Genomic DNA, 15721 nt, shown 5'->3' on the forward strand with positions numbered 1-15721 from the left:
CCGCGCGAGGGGCTCACTTTTCTTTCGCGAGCAGACGCAAATGTCCCCGACACGCCGGTCATTTAGGGACATTTGCGTCTGCTCGCGAGGGTTCTCTAGCGGAGGTAGATGGACTTGAGCTGCTGGTAGTTGGCAAGGCCCTCCGGTCCGAGCTCGCGCCCCAGGCCGCTCGCCTTGGTACCACCGAACGGGGCGGCGGGGTCGGGCAGGTAGGTGTTGACACCGATGGTGCCCGTCTGGACTTGCTTGGCGACCGCGATCCCACGGTCGGGGTCACTGGTCCATACCGTCCCGCCGAGTCCGTAGTCGGAGTCATTGGCGATTCGCACGGCGTCCTGGTCGTCGACGTAGGGAATGATCGACAGCACGGGGCCGAAGATCTCTTGCTGCGCGATGGTGTGTTGGTTGTCGACATCGGCGAACACCGTCGGTTCGACGAACCAGCCCTTGTCCAATCCGGCGGGCCGACCGCCGCCGTATATGATGCGCGCGCCGTCGCCGCGACCTTTGGCGATGTAGCGCTCGACCCGATCCCGCTGTCCTTCGGTGGCCATGGGACCGATCTGGGTGGCGTCGTCAAGCGCATCGCCCACCCTCAGCGATTCCGCGAAAGCCGTGAAGAGATCGACCATTTCGGCATACCGACTACGTGGCGCCAGCACTCTGGTGCCAAGGAAGCACGTTTGGCCGTTGTTCAGCAGCGTGGCGGTGAAGAGGTCCTGGCCGATGGCCTCCAGATCGAGCTCCGCGTCATCGAGCACGATTGCCGCCGACTTGCCGCCGAGTTCGAGGGTCACGGGTTTCAGCAGCTTGCCGCACACTTCCCCGATCGCCCGGCCTGCCGCCGTCGAACCGGTGAACGCGATCTTGTCGACGGCTGGGTGCTCGACGAGGTAGGCGCCGACGTCGCGGCCACCGGGAACCACGTTGATCACGCCGGGCGGAAGTCCGGCTTCGGCCACGGCCTCGGCGAAAACATAAGAATCCAAGACGGTTTCGGGCGACGGCTTGATGACGAGGGTGCACCCGGCTGCCAACGCGGCCGCGTACTTGAATGCCGCCAGGGTTTGCGGGAAGTTCCACGGCACGATCGCGCCGACGACGCCGACTGGTTCCCGGCGTACCAGGATGTTGCCGCCGAACACCCCGGGCCGAAGGTCGTCGGCGCCGGCGTCGCGCGTCAGGCTCGCGTAATAGCGGAGCAACGCAACGGGAAACACGCCTTCGAGCTGTCGCGCCACCGCGACGGGCATGCCGTTCTGGGCGCTGACGCATTGCACGACGTCCTCGGCACGGCGCTCGAGCACGTCGGCGAGACGTTCCATGGTCGCCGCGCGATGCGCCGGTGCCCAGTGCGCCCACCCCGAGGGATCGTCGAACGCGCGACGGGCAGCCAAGACGGCCGCGTCGACGTCGAGTTCCTGCGCTTGCGGGGTCGAGCCGATCACTTCCTCGGTACTCGCCGAGACCGCCGTGATCCGCTGCGCCGAACTCGGCGGCGCCCATTGGCCATCGATGAACAGCTTGTCGTAATCCATGTTCAACCCCTAGAAGGTGATCACGCCGCGGAGATTGCGACCATCGCGCATGTCCTGATAGCCGGTGTTGATGTCGTCGAGTTTGTAGGTGCGCGTGGCGAGTTCGTCGAGCTTGAGATGGCCGCTCCGATAGAGGCTGAGCAGCTTCGGAATGTGCAACCGGGGGTTGGCTGTGCCGAAGAGGGAACCGACGACCTTCTTCTCCATCAGCACCAGATCCAGGGCATTCAGCGACACCGTTTCCTCGGTAGCGCGATGCAGGTTGGTCACCACCACGGTGCCCCGCTTGGCGGCCATGGCCAAGCTCTTGCCGATCTGATCGCCTTCACCGACGCCCATGGTGTTGACCACGACGTTCGCGCCGCGACCGTAGGTGAGTTCGTCGACCAGCGCGGCGGCCGCATCACTGCTCTCGACGGCGTGGGTGGCGCCGAATTCCAAAGCCTTCTCCCGCTTGAACGCAACCGGGTCCACGGCGACGACGTACTGAGATCCGGTCAGGGCGGCGCCCTGGACCGCGTTGATCCCGATGCCACCGGTGCCGATGACCACCGTTGTGTCACCCGCCTTGACGCCGCCGGCGAACACGGCTGAACCCCAGCCGGTCACGACGCCACAGCCCAGCAGGCAGGCCTTGTCCAGTGCGATGTCGTCGTCGAGTTTGATGCAGTTCGCCTCGCTGACCACGGTGTGTTGGGCGAAAGTTCCCAGCAGACACATGAGGCCGATGTCTTGGCCGCGGGCGTGATGGCGCGAGGTGTGGTCCGAGATCTGCGTGCCGTCGCCGAGATACTGGCCCAGCTCGCACAGGTTCTGCATCCCGGCCGAGCATGCCGAGCACCGCCCGCACGCCGGTATGAAGCCGAAGATGACGCGGTCGCCTGCGGCCAGTCCTTCGACACCCGGCCCCGTCTCGAGTACCGTGCCTGCACCCTCGTGCCCACCGATCATCGGTATCGGCCACGGCAGGTCCCCGGTGACGACATGTTCGTCGGAGTGGCACAGGCCGCTGCCGCCCATCTCGACGAGCACCTCACCGTGCTTGGGCGGATCGAGGTCGACCTCTTCGACACTCCATGCGCCACCTCGCTCCCACAGAATGGCCGCCTGCGTCTTCATCTGGAATCCTCACTCATGCCGAAGTAACTGCGGTATCGGTACTTTCGTCCAGCCTCACAGGAATCCCACCCGGCGCGTGTCCAACTTCTGGACACGGCCTATGACGCCGCAGCGAGCCCGTAGGAACGCAGCGCCTTGTACAGCGTCGTGCGGCTTATGCCCAGTTGTTGCGCGGCTGCCTTCTTGTTTCCTCCGGCGAGCCGGAGGGCAGTGGCAATCGCGTCGCGCTCCGCCTGCTCGATCGGACTCAGCCGTCTCCGGGGCGGGCTCTGGTAGCTCTCGGGGAGGTCGGCAACGGTGACGTCCCCGACGCGGCGCCTCACGCATACATCGCCCACGACGGAGCAGAGTTCGCGGAAGTTTCCTGGCCATTCGTGTCGTGCCAACGCCTCCAGCGCGGCGGGCGTGAACCGCAGCTGCGGTGCCGCGCCCAACTCGTCGAGGACGTTCTTGATCAGAAGGGGAATCTCGGCACGCCGCTGACGCAGCGCTGCCAGGTCCACCCTCTCCCGACAGTCGGCGAGGAGCGCCGCGTACTCCGGCCCCATCCAGTCGGGGGGAACACTGGTGAGGATCACCCGGGCCGTCGCGGATCTGATGGAGGCGGCCATGCGATGGACCGGCGCCGCAGGCAGGGTGTCGACGGATTCGATGACGACGCAGTCGCGTTCGCGCAGGCACTCGTCGAGGCGACGAAACCACGCACGTTCACCCAGCTCGAGGACTTCGCCGCAGTCGAACCATCGGGCAGCCGCGCCGGCCATGGTGCCCGCAGTCGTCGTCCTGCCCGAGCCTGGCTCACCGCAGATCAACGTCCTGGTCCGTGTGCCCGCGCTTACCGCGACGCGGCGGGGCGCGGCTTCGTCGGTCAGCGTGATGACGACGGCGGTGGTACCTGGCACCGGGCTCAGCGAAGCGATCACTTCGCGGCCGGAGACCAATCGGATCGGGAGCATCGCTTCCTGGTTCGTGGGAACGTCGACGGACGCTGCCCGCAGCACGGCCTGATCGTCCGGCTGGACCATCTGCATCGCCGCCGCGTTGGCGAGGAAGATGTCGTCACCGATCGCGATGACGGGCCGTGAGCGTGCCCGTGCGGCGGCATGCTGAAAGTTGTTGAACACGCGTCTTTCCGACTCGCGGGCGTGCTCCAGCAGGCGTTCCCCGACCTGGCGGGCCGAGCGGATCACGAACGGCGCTAGCAGTGGGTGGTCGTCCTCCACCAAGCAGGTGATGTCCAGCACGCCCTCCACCCGCTGGGTGACTGGATGAATGATCGGTTGGCCGTAGCAGCTGAACCGCTTCAAGGATTCGACGTAGTGCTCGTCGCCGCGCACCGCCACGCCCCGCCGGAGCTCGAAGGCGGTGGCAATCGAGTTGGTTCCCGTCGTTTCCTCGCGAAATCGGCGGCCCTCTACGGTGCCGACGTCGTGAAGTTTGGGCCGCAGCCGTTCTTGCCCGAAGCGGAAGTCGGTCAGCAAGGCGTTGCGGTCGGCGAGGATTACCGCGAAACGCGTGCCGGTCAGTTCGGCGGCCATCTCGTCGAGAACCGGTGTCGCCGCAACCATGAGCCGGCTGCGGCGGTCGATCTCCTCGATCGCCGCATCGTCGACCGACGCCGATGGACACAGGCCGCTCATCGCGACCCGACGCCAGGACGTTTCGATGAGCGCCCTGGTGGATCCTTCGAAGCTAGCCGTTGTCACGACATCCCTTGACGAGACTAATCTTTCGTGACGCGTCGCGATTCGCGACGACGTCTCGAACGGCGGCCACGAACTCCGCGGGCCTGTCCAGGTGTACGAGGTGGCTGGCACCGGGAATCACCACCGTGCGCATGTCGGGCCTGCGCCTCGCCACCCGAGCGTGCAGGCCGCCGATCCACGGCGCGCTTTCGGCACCCAGAATCCAGGTCATCGGCACCGGTATGGCCGCCACGGCTCGCAGCGGCACGTGCTCGGCCATCACACCGAAGTAGTACGGATCCCATTCCGCGAGCACGGGTGCGGAGTTCGCCAGCAGCCCCTTGCGCGCGTCGTCGTCGAGCATGTCGTAGACGTTGCCGCCCGACCGCAGGGCCGAGCCGAACCGGAGGAACGCTTCGGCGGCCTCGATCGGGCGGCCGCGCCATTGAGTTAGCTTGAGCCGCAAGGCCGTGGCGAGCACGGCGCGATCGGCATGGCGCAACCCGTGGAAGGGTGCTTCCACAGCGCACAGTGCCGAGAACAGTCCGGGATTCTTGACCGCGGCGGCAAGGGCGACGTTACCGCCCGAGCTCCACCCGACGACCGTTGCTGGGGCCGCCGCCACTTCCTGCAGAAGCAGTGTCAGATCTCGGGCATGAATGCGGTGATCACGAACCGGCCGGTGTCGCGACTGCCCGTAGCCGCGCCGGTCGTAGACGATGACCCGATGGTCCTGCGCAAGCTGGTCGATCACCCCGTCCCAGGTGGTCATGTCCGTGCTGGAGCCGTGCACCAGAACGAGTGGCGGCCCGTCCCCGGCGGTCCGGTAATGCAACGTGGCGCCGGGAGCGTCCAGTGTTGGCATGCGCTTCTTCCGTCGAGCGTCGGTAACCGTTGTGATCGCCGTCACTATGTAACACGATAGAGCTCGTTGTCAAGAAAGATGACACATTTGGTTCAGGTGCGCGTCGCCCGGACGTTTGACGAACCATCGGATGGACGATGTGGCAGCTCCTCATCACGTAACTCTCCGTACCGGCATTGCCGTGACACGGTTGTTGTTCGATGAATGACCGTTGTTACATTCCCCAGCTCGCTAGCTGGAGCGTTGAGCCGCCCGCCGATGGCGCAAGTTGTCACGGGCATGCAATGCCGTGACGCCGACCGGTATGAACAGCGGGGACAGCACGATCATGAAGATCGCGATCGGCAGCAACATGGTCTTCTCACATTTCTTCGCCAGCGACGAGTTAGGACTGAATCCGGCGCGCCACCCGGTAGCGAGCTACCGAAATGCCGCCTGGTTACCGAATTTCAGCGTCACACGGCGAGCCGACGCCGCGGTGTCCAGCTTCTGGACACGACGGGCAGGCCGGCAGGCGCTTCGGGGTGCTGAAAGGAAAGCTACGTTTCGGTGCGGCCGGAGCCGAAAGGCCTTGCGGCGGAATCACCCGGGTGAATCGGCGATCCGGATGACGACAACTCACCCCGGCCCTGGCCAGGATGTGCCCATGGCACCAACAGTTGACCACCTAGCAGACAGCGACTCATTGCTCGCTACGCGCGACCCAGAGCTGACCGCGAGGTTCATCAACGAGGCGCTCCCGCATCTGAGCCAACTCGACGACAGCGCCCGCCGACTGACCTGCAACTGCGTGGATGCCGAAGATCTCGTGCAGGAAACGATGCTCAAGGCGTACGCCGGCTTCAACACCCTCTCCGAGGGGGCGAACGTTCTGACGTGGCTGTTCCGCATCATGATCAGCACCTACATCAGTTACCTCGTCCGCGCGCATCACCGGCCGAGCGAGTACCTCATCGACCGACACCTAGCCACCCGGGATCGACAATCCCCGGACTGGCGACGTTCGTTCGAACTCGACTCGCTGGGCGCGTTGCCCGACATCTCACTAGCGGATTTCTTGTTCGCTACCGAGCCCGAACTCGGCGACCTACCGCTATTCCCATGAGACAAATCGTGTTTCGGGCGGTCTTGCTTCTGCCGTCGTGGGCGGCCGGACTCGTGGTTGCGGCGTGGATCGTTCCGGGAGTTTCGTCGTCGGTACCGGGCTTCGTCATCGCCGTCCTGGTGTTCGCGGTAACGCAGGCGATCCTGTCCTTCTCGATCTTGAAGTTGCCCCACCGGTATGCGTCGCTGCTCCTCGGGGGCACCGGATTGGCATTGACGATCATCGCGTTGATCCTCGCGTCGACTTTGACGAACGGCCTCACTATCGACGGCACGAAATCCTGGCTGGCCACGACGGCTGTGGTGTGGCTGGTGACGACGATCGGGGCGATTACGCTGCCCGAGTTGCTCTTCCGCGATGGGACCGGCTCCGCCTGACCGCATACTCACCGCGGCGGCCCCCGCTCATTGATTGAACTTGCGATTTCGCCCGACGACGAAGGGAGCGGTGATGGGAGACACCCATGATGATCCGACGGATCACTTTCGGACCACGCAACCGCACGCTGGCATCGTGTTGAAGGACAACTTCTTCTGGCCAGGGCTGATCCTGCTGGCCGTATCGACGTTCGGGTCGATCAGCACGGCGGTGGCTGCCGCCTATCGAAATTTCGAATGGTTGTCCACCACGATCCTCATCGCCGTTCTCGGCGCGGTCGCCGGAGCGCTGTGGTTCGTCGTGGAGAATCGCCGCGTGACCCGCATCGAAGCGCAGTGGGACGCCGCGCACCCAGGTAGTCGGCCGCCCCCGCGCTCTCGCTGATCACTTGCTGGCTTAACTGCGTACGGTCGTCGGCGGTTCCATGCTGAACTCGATCTCGCGGAACCCGGCTTGGTTGGGGTGATGGTGTTTGCGATTCGCGTCGAATATTCCGGTCTGTCGCCTCATTGAGCACAAAAGGCGGAGGTCGACGTCGGCAATGCAATATGTCGGCGTGGTTGAAAAGCGTTGTGATTCGGCTAGACACACGCCGTTTTCCCAGATCATGGTCTGGCCATCCCATGAGAGGTCGGTCGTCGATTCACCCTGCCCCGCCGACGCGTAGACGTACGCGGCGGTGCAGCGCAGCGACGCTGATCGAGCCAGCAGACCTCGATCTTCGGCGCGGCCGATGGTGACGGGGCTTCCAGACAGGTTGGTGAGCACCGTGGCGCCGGCCAGGGCGGCGTGAGCGCTGGGCGGAATGGGGATCCACATGTCTTCACAGATCTCAACGTGAAGCGTGAAGCCGGTCATGTCGGACGCGGTGAACAGCAGGTCGGGACCGAACGGCGCTCTTACGCGGGTTGTGCCGCGCCCCAGGGCGATTTCGCCGCAGATGTCGTCGCCTGCCGCCATCTGGCGAAGTTCGTAGAACTCACGGTAGGTCGGTAGATAGGACTTTGGCGCGACGCCCAGTATGCGGCCGCGGTGGACCACGACGGCGGTGTTGTAGATGCGGTGCCGATGGCGCAGCGGGGCGCCGACCACCAGAACCGGGATCAACCCGATGGAAGCTTGGACAATGCGTCGAAGTCCGTCTTCGACGCCGTCCAGGACGGTGTCTTGCATCAGGATGTCGTCGAGGGAGTAGCCGGACATTGCTAGTTCGGGGAAAACCGCCAGTGCGGCGCGTTCGTCGTGGCATTGGCGCGCGATGTCGAGCACCGCTTCTGCGTTGGCCGCTGGATCGCCCAGCGTGGTTCGCATGGTGCACGCCGCGACGCGGACGGTGCGCGCTCGATCGTGGGAGTCGTAGACGTCCATAGCTGAGTGTTCCAGGTGCTGGTCTGTCCGGCGGCGGGAAGTCGCGGTCAGGCGGCTTCTGGGTTTTCCAGAATCATTGCCACCCCTTGCCCTGAGCCGATGCACACGCCGATGGCGCCGTAGCGGAGCTGTCGTTCGCGCAGCTCGGTGGCTAGTGTCAGGACGTACCGTGCACCCGTGGCTCCGAACGGATGCCCGATGGCCACGGCTCCCCCGTTCGGGGTGAGTTTGTCGTCGGGGACCTGAAATCCGTCGAGTTGGTTGGGCAGCTCTCGTATTACACCGAGAGCTTGCGCGCTGAAGGCCTCGTGGATTTCCCACACGTCGATCTGTTCAGGGCTCAAGCCCGCGCGTCGCAGCGCCAGCGGTAGCGCCCACGCCGGCGCGATGCCCATCAACAATGGATCGTTGCCGTAGACGGCCGTGGACACCACCCGGGCCAACGGGTTGACGCCGAGTTCGTCGGTCCGTGCGGGCGAGGCCAGGATCAGCGCGGCGGCCCCGTCGGACAGCGGTGTGGAGTTGCCGGCGGTCATTTGGGTGGTCCCGGGCTGGGCGGGTAGGGCTGCCAGCAGCTCGCGGGTGGTGTCATCGCGGATGAACTCGTCGTGACTTACGGTGCGGAGTGGGGTCTTTCGGGTCGCGGGGATCGTGACGGGCATGATCTCCTTGGCGAGCCTGCCCGAGTCTCGGGCGGCGCGCGCATGCTGCTGGGAGCGCAGCGCGAATGCGTCGATCTCTTCGCGACTGAGTTGGTAGCGATCGGCGACGTTCTGCGCTGTTTCGATCATGCCGATGTAGGCGTTGCGACCCAGCAACGAGGGGTTGGGCGGGCCGCCGGCGCCGGACCACATGGTGTCGAGTAGCAGTTGGGGTCCGCGCGGGCTGAACGGGGCCTCGCCTTTCATGTACGCGAACCCCGAGCGGGACATCGACTCGGCGCCGCAGGCGATCCCGACACCGAGGTCGCCGGCTTTGATCGCATGCGCGATCATGGCCGTGGCGCTCAGCGAGGATCCGCAGAATCTGTTGACCGTCACTCCCGCTGCCCGGTCGGGGAAGCCGGCGGCCAGCGCCGCCCAACGGGCGAGATCTCCCATGCCTTCATGCGCGGGGTTTACACACCCGGCGACGACGTCTTCGACCTGGTCGCGATCAACACCGACGCGTTCACAGGCCCCAGCCATGGCGAGCCCGAGCAGGTCGTCGAGCCGCAGGTGCGACAAGCCTCCGCCGTAGCGGGCGAAGGGGGTGCGCACCCCGCCGAGCAAATAGGCCTCGGTCACCGTGTTCTCCTGTCGTGCACTCGTCCTGACGGGCGGCGGCTTGGGTAAGAGATCACTATCCGTCTGCACGGGACGAGTTGTCTTCATCCGGCTGTCTTTTCACCCGGGTGAGAGGCTGATCGTTTCGTCAAGGTCAACGCATGTTCGAGACGGTGAAGAGTCCGACCATGCCCAGTCCGTACAGGATGACGACGGCCAACGAGTCCACCCCCAGGCGGGCGATGCGGCGGCGGGGCCGAAACAGCAGACCCGCCGCGTAGATCAGTGTCAACGCGATCCCGAGCGCCGTGAGATAGATGTCGGTGCGCTGCGCAGCCGGCAACACCGCGTGCCCCGACAGCAGCGTCGCAGGGACGAAGAGCACCGGCAGGAAGGCGTTCCCGCCGAAGATGTCCGATACCGCGAGTTGGTAGTCGCCATGACGCACCGACCGCAGGGCGGAGGACAGTTCGGGTAGCGAGGTGGCCGCGGCCAACACGGTTGCCCCGAACAGCACACCGGACAGACCGATCTGGTCGGCGATGGCGTCACCGCTGCGCTCCAACACGACGCCGGCGATCAGCGTGACCGCGGCGGCGAGGCCGAAGCTCATCACCGCCCTGGCAGTTCTGGTGCCCGCGGCAGTGGCCCGCCGCTCGGTCATCGCGGTGCGGTGTCCACAGGGCTGCTGCTGGCCGTCGGGCGGCTGTCCCGACTCCTGCCAGGGCAAGGACCGTGCTGCCCGCTGCAACAGGACCACGCCAAGCACCCACACCAGCAGGATCAGCACCGGGGCGGGTGTCAGTCGCACTGTGATCAGCGTTGCGGGCAGCTGGGTGCCGCCGATCACAATGGCCAACACCGCGACCACCAGCGCGGCCTCCAGCACCAACACAAGCGACGCCGCGCGATAGGTGAGCGGCCTCGATCCGCGCACGCCGAAGGCGTCGATAGCCACCAGCACCACCGTCTGGATGGCGATGCCGCCGAGGATGTTGCCCACCGCCACACCGATATTGCCCGACACAGCCGCGGCGCCGACTATGGCGATCTCGGGCAGATTGGTGGCGATGGCCAACAGGATCAGGCCGCCGAGCGCCGAGCCGAGGCCCAGCCGCATCGTCAGCACATCCGTTTGGTCCGATAGCTGTATGCCCGCCGCCCAGATCGCCGCTCCCGCAGCGAGAAACATCACCACGAGCAGCCACACCGGTAATCCGCTCACGACGCAGTCTTGCGTCCGCGGTTCGCAGACCACCTCAGTATCGGCCGTGCCGTCATGGCGCTTCGGTTCTCCTACGCACTAGAAGGTTTCCGCTGCCTCCCAGCATGTTTGGGGCTTCGCCTCTGATGGTGGCGATCTCCGCCGCGTCCTCGAACGCGACTTGGTTGGCGGCGTGGAGTACAGCGCGCACGTCGCCGGCCGGTATGACCGCGGCGCCGGAGGCATCGGCGAAGACGTAATCACCGGGACGGATTGCCACCCCGCCGATCACCACCGGACCGTTCGCCTCGTAGGGGGTGACGGTGTCACCGCCCCATCGCGTTGTTTCACCACGGCAGTAGATGGCCAGGTCGTAGTGCTCGAGTTCAGCAAAGTCGCGCACCCGCCCGTCGGCAAGAATGCCTGCAAGCCCATGGTTTTGGACACGCGACAGCTTGGTTCCGCCGCCCAGTGACGCATCGGTGTAGCCGTTGCTCGCCAAGACTAGAACGCGGCCGTCGGCACCGTCTTCGATGGCTTTGTAGAACACCCTCTTGAAGTTGTAGCGCTCGGGCGGCAAGGCGGTCCCGCACGCCGGGAAATAGGAGATGGTCACGGCGGGGCCGAACAGCCGACGACCGGGCGTGGGGCTCACCAGGTCGAGGAGATGACAACGATGACGGTGCAGTCGCCCCATCGCGTCGACGATCTCGGCGGTGCGCACCCGACTGGCGAGTGCGTCGAGGGACTCCATCATCGGGCCGGGAAAGGGATGCGCCAGGACTGGGCGCCGCGCAGGTCAAGCCGTACGTCGGTCGGGGTTTGCACTAGCCGGGCCAGCACGTGGTCGCATCCCGGGCAGCGCACCACGAGGCCCGGGGCGCGGTGATAGACGTGACTCTCCGCGAAGACCCCGACACGACCACATCCCGCGCAGGTCAGCGTGGCGGTGGTGACATCGAATCCCAGCACGTCCGCGAAGGCACCCGCGGCGGCGTTACCGTCGACGTGTGTTGGTTCTGTCATGATTCCTTCTTCCTCGATTAGCTGCTCGGGCCGAACCGCTCGGTCCGGATGTCTGATGGCTGGTGCCCCTGTCCAATCAGCATTGCCGTCACCGATTCTACGAATGCCGTTGGGCCGCAGACGTAAACGCGGATGCGGTCGCCGCGGGCCCATCCCGGCAATGCGAGGTCACTGACGCCGATCCGGCCGGGCGGCCGGGCGGTCTGCGGTGCGGCCGCCCGGGTATAGACCACGGCGACGTGCAGCCAGTCACAGTCGCGCTCGAGGCGGGCCAGCTCTTGGGCGTAGTAGACGTCGGCGGGACTGCGCGCCGAGTACACGAGCCGAAACTCCGCACCGCCCAGCAGCATCCGCTGTCGCAACATCGCCATCAACGGTACGATGCCCGATCCGCCAGCGACCAATAGAATCCGCGTCTCATCGGTGGGTCGCCAAACGAACCAGCCGCCGATGGGTCCGCGAAGCTCGATTTCCTCGCCTGGGCCCACTCCCGTGAGATAGGGCGAGACCTCTCCGTCGGCGATCTGCTGCACGGTGAGCTCGATGCGCTCACCGTCGGTCGGCCTGCTCAGCGAATAACTGCGTTGTGCGCTGTACCCGTCCTCTGCGGTGAGCTTCAGATCAATGTGTTGACCAGCCAAGTGGCCGCGCCAACCCGGCACGGCAAGCCCGATCGTCTGTGCAGAGGCGGTCTCGGGTTCGGAAGCCACCACACGCGCAACCCGCCACCGTAGCTTCGACGTCAAACCATCGTCCACGACTCAATCTCCGGTGTAGCGTTGTTCGCGCCACGGGTCACCGTAGTTGTGATAACCCAAACCCTCCCAGAATCCGGCTGTGTCGCTGTTGCGCAACTCAATGGATCGCACCCACTTCGCGGACTTCCAGAAATACAAGTGCGGCACCAGTAACCGCGCCGGGCCTCCGTGCACCGGGCTCAGCGGTTCGCCCTGGTAGCCGTAGACGATCCAGGCCTTCCCGCCGAGAAGATCGACTACCGGGATGTTGGTGGTGTAGCCGCCGTAGGAACCGATCAGCGCGAATTCGGCGGTGGTGTCGATCGTTTCGAGAAGTGTGTCGAGCGAAACGCCTTCCCATTTGGTATCCAGTTTGGACCAGGTGGTGACGCAGTGGATGTCGACAGTGAGCTGCTCGCTGGGCAGTAGGTTCAGCTGGGCCCACGTCCAGCCGTGTTGGCCGCCATGCTCGTCGCGAATCGTGAATCGCCAGTCGTCGAGGTCGATCTGCGGAGTCGGTCCTGCTTGCAGTACCGGGAAGTCCGCAGTCAGATGCTGGCCGGGTGGCAACGGGCGGGCCGGCTCAGTGCGGCGCCCGCGAAACCCTCTGTTGGAAACAGTCATTAGCGTTCCTTGTCGTGCTGAGTCATGGATCGAGTTCGGCTCGTTTTCATCCGCTATCCGGTGTTTTCCCTGTTTCCGGGGATGGCCGTCGGAGCCATTGGTGCACGCACCGTCGGCGTGAACTTGTTTCCTCCGGTGGGGTTGATGCTCTTCTCGGTCGGCGCGGTGGGCGGCGCACCCGGGGCCGGGGATTGCGTGGTGATGGTTGTCGTCGTTGACGATTGGGTGGTCGACGGCGCGTTCGAGTCGTTACCGCTACAACTGGCGATCGACGCCGCCAACCCAGCCAGAACCGCCACACCTCCCACGACACGTGCCAGGCGAACGGCATTCGAGTTTTCCATCATGACATCTCCAATCGATTCGTTTTGATAGCTGACTCACCGCAGTGGTGCGGGTGAGAACCTTTGGTAGCCTGGTTTATTCATGCTCGTATCAGCCGCTTCCAGGCAGCTCAGTGGACGCGCCGGAACCCCGCATGATGCAGAGGGCTAGGCGTGCCAACGGAAGTGGAGAGCCGGCCGTCGCATCCAGTCGCATGGAATGCCCCTACACCCGATATACGGCACGCGCGCCGTCGGCCAAGGTGCTGAACGGATGAAAGCATTCCGCGCAGTACCGCTGGTAGAGCGGGCGCTGTAGATGCTGCTCGTGGCACGGGTCGCACGCCAGTGCCTGGACCCCGCAGCACTTCATCACGTAGATCCATTCGGCTGGTTTGAAACACTGACCGATCACCCTGAAGGGACGCACCGTGTTGTCGACCGTCTTGGTGTCACAAAGGCGTTCGTCCTCACCGATGTCCAGGATCTCGTCGACAGGACGTTCCAGGAGACGTACGGCCATCACGGTGCCCTCCTTTCCGACGATGCGCCGACCGCCGCCGCGTGATTACGACGTGTGTCGCGGCGGGTGCGGCGGACATGGGCCTCGTCGCGCGTCCGCTGAACCATGTGTGGGTAATGCAGCTCGAATGCCGGTCGCACCGAGCGGATTCGGGGCAGTTCGGTGAAGTTGTGCCGCGGCGGCGGACAAGTGGTGGCCCACTCCAGCGAGTTGCCGTAACCCCACGGATCGTCGACCATGACCGGTTCGCCGTAACGGGAGCTCTTGAATACGTTCCATACGAACGGCAGTACGGATGCGCCAAGGATGAACGCGCCGATCGTCGATACCACATTCAGCGTCGTGAATCCGTCGGTAGCCGAATAGTCGGCATAGCGGCGCGGCATGCCGGCAGCGCCGAGCCAGTGGTGCACCAAGAACGTGGCGTGAAAACCGATCAGGGTCAGCCAGAAATGCAGCTTGCCCAACCGCTCATCCAAGAGCCGACCGGTCATCTTCGGAAACCAAAAGTAGATGCCCGCGTAGGTCGCGAACACGATCGTGCCGAACAAGACGTAGTGAAAGTGCGCCACGACGAAGTACGAGTCGGTGACGTGGAAGTCGATCGGCGGGCTGGCCAGCAACACACCCGACAGGCCACCGAGCAGGAAGGTGACCAGGAAGCCCACCGAGAACAACATTGGCGTCTCGAACGTCAACTGGCCCTTCCACATCGTGCCGATCCAGTTGAAGAACTTGATGCCAGTCGGCACCGCGATCAGGAACGTCATGAAGCTGAAGAACGGCAGCAACACCGCACCGGTCGCGTACAGGTGATGCGCCCACACCGCGATCGACAAACCGCCGATCGAGGTGGTCGCATAGACCATTCCCGTGTAGCCGAACAGTGGTTTGCGTGAGAACACCGGGATGATCTCGGTGACGATGCCGAAGAACGGCAGCGCGATGATGTACACCTCGGGGTGGCCGAAGAACCAGAACAGATGCTCCCACAGCATGGTCCCGCCGTTGGCCGGGTCGAAGATGTGCGCGCCCAGGTGGCGATCGGCGGCCAACCCGAACAGCGCAGAGGTCAGGAGCGGGAACGCGACCAGGACTATCACGCTCGTCACCAGGATGTTCCAGGTGAAGATCGGCAACCGGAACATCGTCATACCCGGGGCGCGCAGGCACACCACGGTGGTGATCATGTTGACTGCGCCCAAAATGGTCCCAAGACCACCGACGATCAGGCCCATGATCCACAGATCCCCTCCCGCACCCGGCGAGTGGACGGCATTCGATAGCGGGGTGTAGGCGGTCCAGCCGAAGTCGGCGGGACCGCCAGGGGAAGCAAAGCCCCCCAATGCGATCAGCGCGCCGAGCAGAAACAGCCAGAAGGACAACGCATTCAACCGGGGGAACGCCACGTCGGGAGCGCCGATCTGAAGTGGCAGAACCAGGTTGGCGAACCCGAACACGATCGGAGTCGCGTAGAACAGCAGCATTACCGTGCCGTGCATGGTGAACAGCTGGTTGTACTGCTCGTTGGACAGGAACTGCAAGCCAGGCGAGGCCAGTTCGGTGCGCATCAACAGCGCCATCAGCCCGCCGACGAAGAAGAACGCGAAGCAGGTGACGACGTACATCATGCCGATCACCTTGTGATCGGTGGTCGTCACCAGCTTGTAGAGCAGTGTGCCCTTGGCGCCCAATCGCGCTGGAAAGGGACGCCCGGGCTGCAGCTCGCCGATGAAGGGTGCGTGGATTGTCAACGGTCCGGTTCTCCACTGCCCTGCGCACTTTGGGCGCTCCCCGCAGATGCGGGGAGCGCGTCGAGCAGTTGATGCCAGCAGGCCGCGAACGGCGTCACCACATCATCGAACCCAGGATTTCCCATCTGTGCCCCCCTCCATTCCCGATCGCGATCGCGCCACGCAGCGCCGCCCGCTGCCCTAATCGGACACTTGGAGACCGTTGCG

Annotated in this window: 16 protein-coding genes and 1 pseudogene; 4 read left to right on the plus strand and 13 right to left on the minus strand. The window is 64.8% G+C overall.

The genetic code is table 11. The annotated features are described in order from the left end of the window. Positions 1–95: 95 nt before the first annotated feature. The 4 genes from N536_RS0109685 to N536_RS37920 form a co-directional block, all read right to left on the minus strand. Positions 96–1538 carry an aldehyde dehydrogenase gene (locus tag N536_RS0109685; protein WP_036435925.1) on the minus strand — a complete coding sequence of 481 codons (1443 nt, stop codon included), beginning with the start codon at positions 1536–1538 and terminating at the stop codon, positions 96–98. A 9-nt stretch (positions 1539–1547) separates the two neighbouring features. Beyond that, on the minus strand, positions 1548–2657 hold the full coding sequence (locus N536_RS0109690; RefSeq protein ID WP_029113431.1) for an NDMA-dependent alcohol dehydrogenase: 1110 nt from the start codon (positions 2655–2657) through the stop codon (positions 1548–1550). Positions 2658–2755: 98 nt separating this feature from the next. Next, positions 2756–4363, minus strand: a complete 1608-nt coding sequence (locus N536_RS0109695; RefSeq protein ID WP_155948532.1) for a sigma-54-dependent Fis family transcriptional regulator — start codon at positions 4361–4363, stop codon at positions 2756–2758. Further along, entirely contained in the window at positions 4350–5207 is an 858-nt protein-coding gene (locus N536_RS37920) for an alpha/beta fold hydrolase (RefSeq protein WP_081809132.1), read from the minus strand. Before N536_RS37920 ends, N536_RS0109695 begins: the two co-directional genes overlap by 14 nt. A 328-nt stretch (positions 5208–5535) precedes the next feature. Between N536_RS37920 and N536_RS42915 the strand changes: the two genes are divergently transcribed. From N536_RS42915 to usfY, 3 genes are all read left to right on the plus strand, one after another. Continuing rightward, positions 5536–6312 (plus strand): sigma factor, encoded by a 777-nt coding sequence (locus tag N536_RS42915; protein WP_231514466.1) that lies wholly within the window; start codon positions 5536–5538, stop codon positions 6310–6312. Then, positions 6309–6689, plus strand: coding sequence for a phage holin family protein (locus N536_RS0109715; RefSeq protein WP_029113433.1), 381 nt, complete (start codon positions 6309–6311; stop codon positions 6687–6689). Before N536_RS42915 ends, N536_RS0109715 begins: the two co-directional genes overlap by 4 nt. Before the next feature lie 73 nt (positions 6690–6762). Then, positions 6763–7074, plus strand: a complete 312-nt coding sequence (gene usfY, locus N536_RS37930) for a protein UsfY (RefSeq protein WP_029113434.1) — start codon at positions 6763–6765, stop codon at positions 7072–7074. 30 nt (positions 7075–7104) lie between these two features. On the opposite strand, the pseudogene N536_RS0109725 reads toward usfY, so the two are convergent. From N536_RS0109725 to N536_RS0109755, 7 genes and pseudogenes are all read right to left on the minus strand, one after another. Continuing rightward, positions 7105–8058, minus strand: a pseudogene (locus N536_RS0109725) (nitrilase-related carbon-nitrogen hydrolase); the annotation flags it as partial. Positions 8059–8105: 47 nt separating this feature from the next. Then, positions 8106–9344 carry a thiolase family protein gene (locus tag N536_RS0109730; protein ID WP_029113436.1) on the minus strand — a complete coding sequence of 413 codons (1239 nt, stop codon included), beginning with the start codon at positions 9342–9344 and terminating at the stop codon, positions 8106–8108. A gap of 133 nt (positions 9345–9477) precedes the next feature. After that, complete coding sequence (locus N536_RS0109735; protein WP_029113437.1) at positions 9478–10548, minus strand: sodium:calcium antiporter; 1071 nt, start codon at positions 10546–10548, stop codon at positions 9478–9480. Positions 10549–10600: 52 nt separating this feature from the next. Beyond that, a complete protein-coding gene (locus N536_RS0109740; RefSeq protein WP_231514467.1) occupies positions 10601–11251 on the minus strand; it encodes an RraA family protein in 651 nt (216 codons plus the stop codon). A 29-nt stretch (positions 11252–11280) separates the two neighbouring features. After that, positions 11281–11553 carry a DUF6510 family protein gene (locus N536_RS0109745; protein ID WP_029113439.1) on the minus strand — a complete coding sequence of 91 codons (273 nt, stop codon included), beginning with the start codon at positions 11551–11553 and terminating at the stop codon, positions 11281–11283. Between the two features lie 17 nt (positions 11554–11570). After that, the gene (locus tag N536_RS0109750; protein WP_029113440.1) at positions 11571–12311 is read right to left on the minus strand and encodes a ferredoxin reductase; all 741 of its coding nucleotides are present in this window, start codon (positions 12309–12311) and stop codon (positions 11571–11573) included. Positions 12312–12314: 3 nt separating this feature from the next. After that, on the minus strand, positions 12315–12914 hold the full coding sequence (locus N536_RS0109755) for a sulfite oxidase-like oxidoreductase (RefSeq protein WP_029113441.1): 600 nt from the start codon (positions 12912–12914) through the stop codon (positions 12315–12317). A 24-nt stretch (positions 12915–12938) separates the two neighbouring features. On the opposite strand from N536_RS0109755, the gene N536_RS43505 reads away from it, so the two are divergent. Beyond that, on the plus strand, positions 12939–13286 hold the full coding sequence (locus N536_RS43505; RefSeq protein ID WP_029113442.1) for a hypothetical protein: 348 nt from the start codon (positions 12939–12941) through the stop codon (positions 13284–13286). A 177-nt stretch (positions 13287–13463) separates the two neighbouring features. Here N536_RS43505 and N536_RS0109765 read toward each other — a convergent pair whose 3' ends face one another. Further along, a complete protein-coding gene (locus tag N536_RS0109765) occupies positions 13464–13760 on the minus strand; it encodes a hypothetical protein (protein WP_029113443.1) in 297 nt (98 codons plus the stop codon). Beyond that, a complete protein-coding gene (ctaD, locus tag N536_RS0109770; RefSeq protein WP_029113444.1) occupies positions 13760–15514 on the minus strand; it encodes a cytochrome c oxidase subunit I in 1755 nt (584 codons plus the stop codon). The genes N536_RS0109765 and ctaD overlap by 1 nt, the downstream gene beginning before the upstream one ends. Positions 15515–15721 lie beyond the last annotated feature (207 nt).

The organism is Mycobacterium sp. URHB0044, from assembly GCF_000620625.1.
GTDB lineage: Bacteria > Actinomycetota > Actinomycetes > Mycobacteriales > Mycobacteriaceae > Mycobacterium.

Excerpts from the sequence above, each read along its gene's own strand:
- N536_RS0109755 (WP_029113441.1), bottom strand. The coding sequence starts at position 12,914 with ATGACTGTTTCCAACAGAGGGTTTCGCGGGCGCCGCACTGAGCCGGCC.
- N536_RS0109685 (WP_036435925.1), bottom strand. The coding sequence starts at position 1,538 with ATGGATTACGACAAGCTGTTCATCGATGGCCAATGGGCGCCGCCGAGT.
- N536_RS42915 (WP_231514466.1), top strand. The coding sequence starts at position 5,536 with ATGAAGATCGCGATCGGCAGCAACATGGTCTTCTCACATTTCTTCGCC.
- N536_RS0109765 (WP_029113443.1), bottom strand. The coding sequence starts at position 13,760 with ATGGCCGTACGTCTCCTGGAACGTCCTGTCGACGAGATCCTGGACATC.
- N536_RS37920 (WP_081809132.1), bottom strand. The coding sequence starts at position 5,207 with ATGCCAACACTGGACGCTCCCGGCGCCACGTTGCATTACCGGACCGCC.
- N536_RS0109745 (WP_029113439.1), bottom strand. The coding sequence starts at position 11,553 with ATGACAGAACCAACACACGTCGACGGTAACGCCGCCGCGGGTGCCTTC.
- N536_RS0109715 (WP_029113433.1), top strand. The coding sequence starts at position 6,309 with ATGAGACAAATCGTGTTTCGGGCGGTCTTGCTTCTGCCGTCGTGGGCG.
- N536_RS43505 (WP_029113442.1), top strand. The coding sequence starts at position 12,939 with ATGGATCGAGTTCGGCTCGTTTTCATCCGCTATCCGGTGTTTTCCCTG.
- usfY (WP_029113434.1), top strand. The coding sequence starts at position 6,763 with ATGGGAGACACCCATGATGATCCGACGGATCACTTTCGGACCACGCAA.
- N536_RS0109690 (WP_029113431.1), bottom strand. The coding sequence starts at position 2,657 with ATGAAGACGCAGGCGGCCATTCTGTGGGAGCGAGGTGGCGCATGGAGT.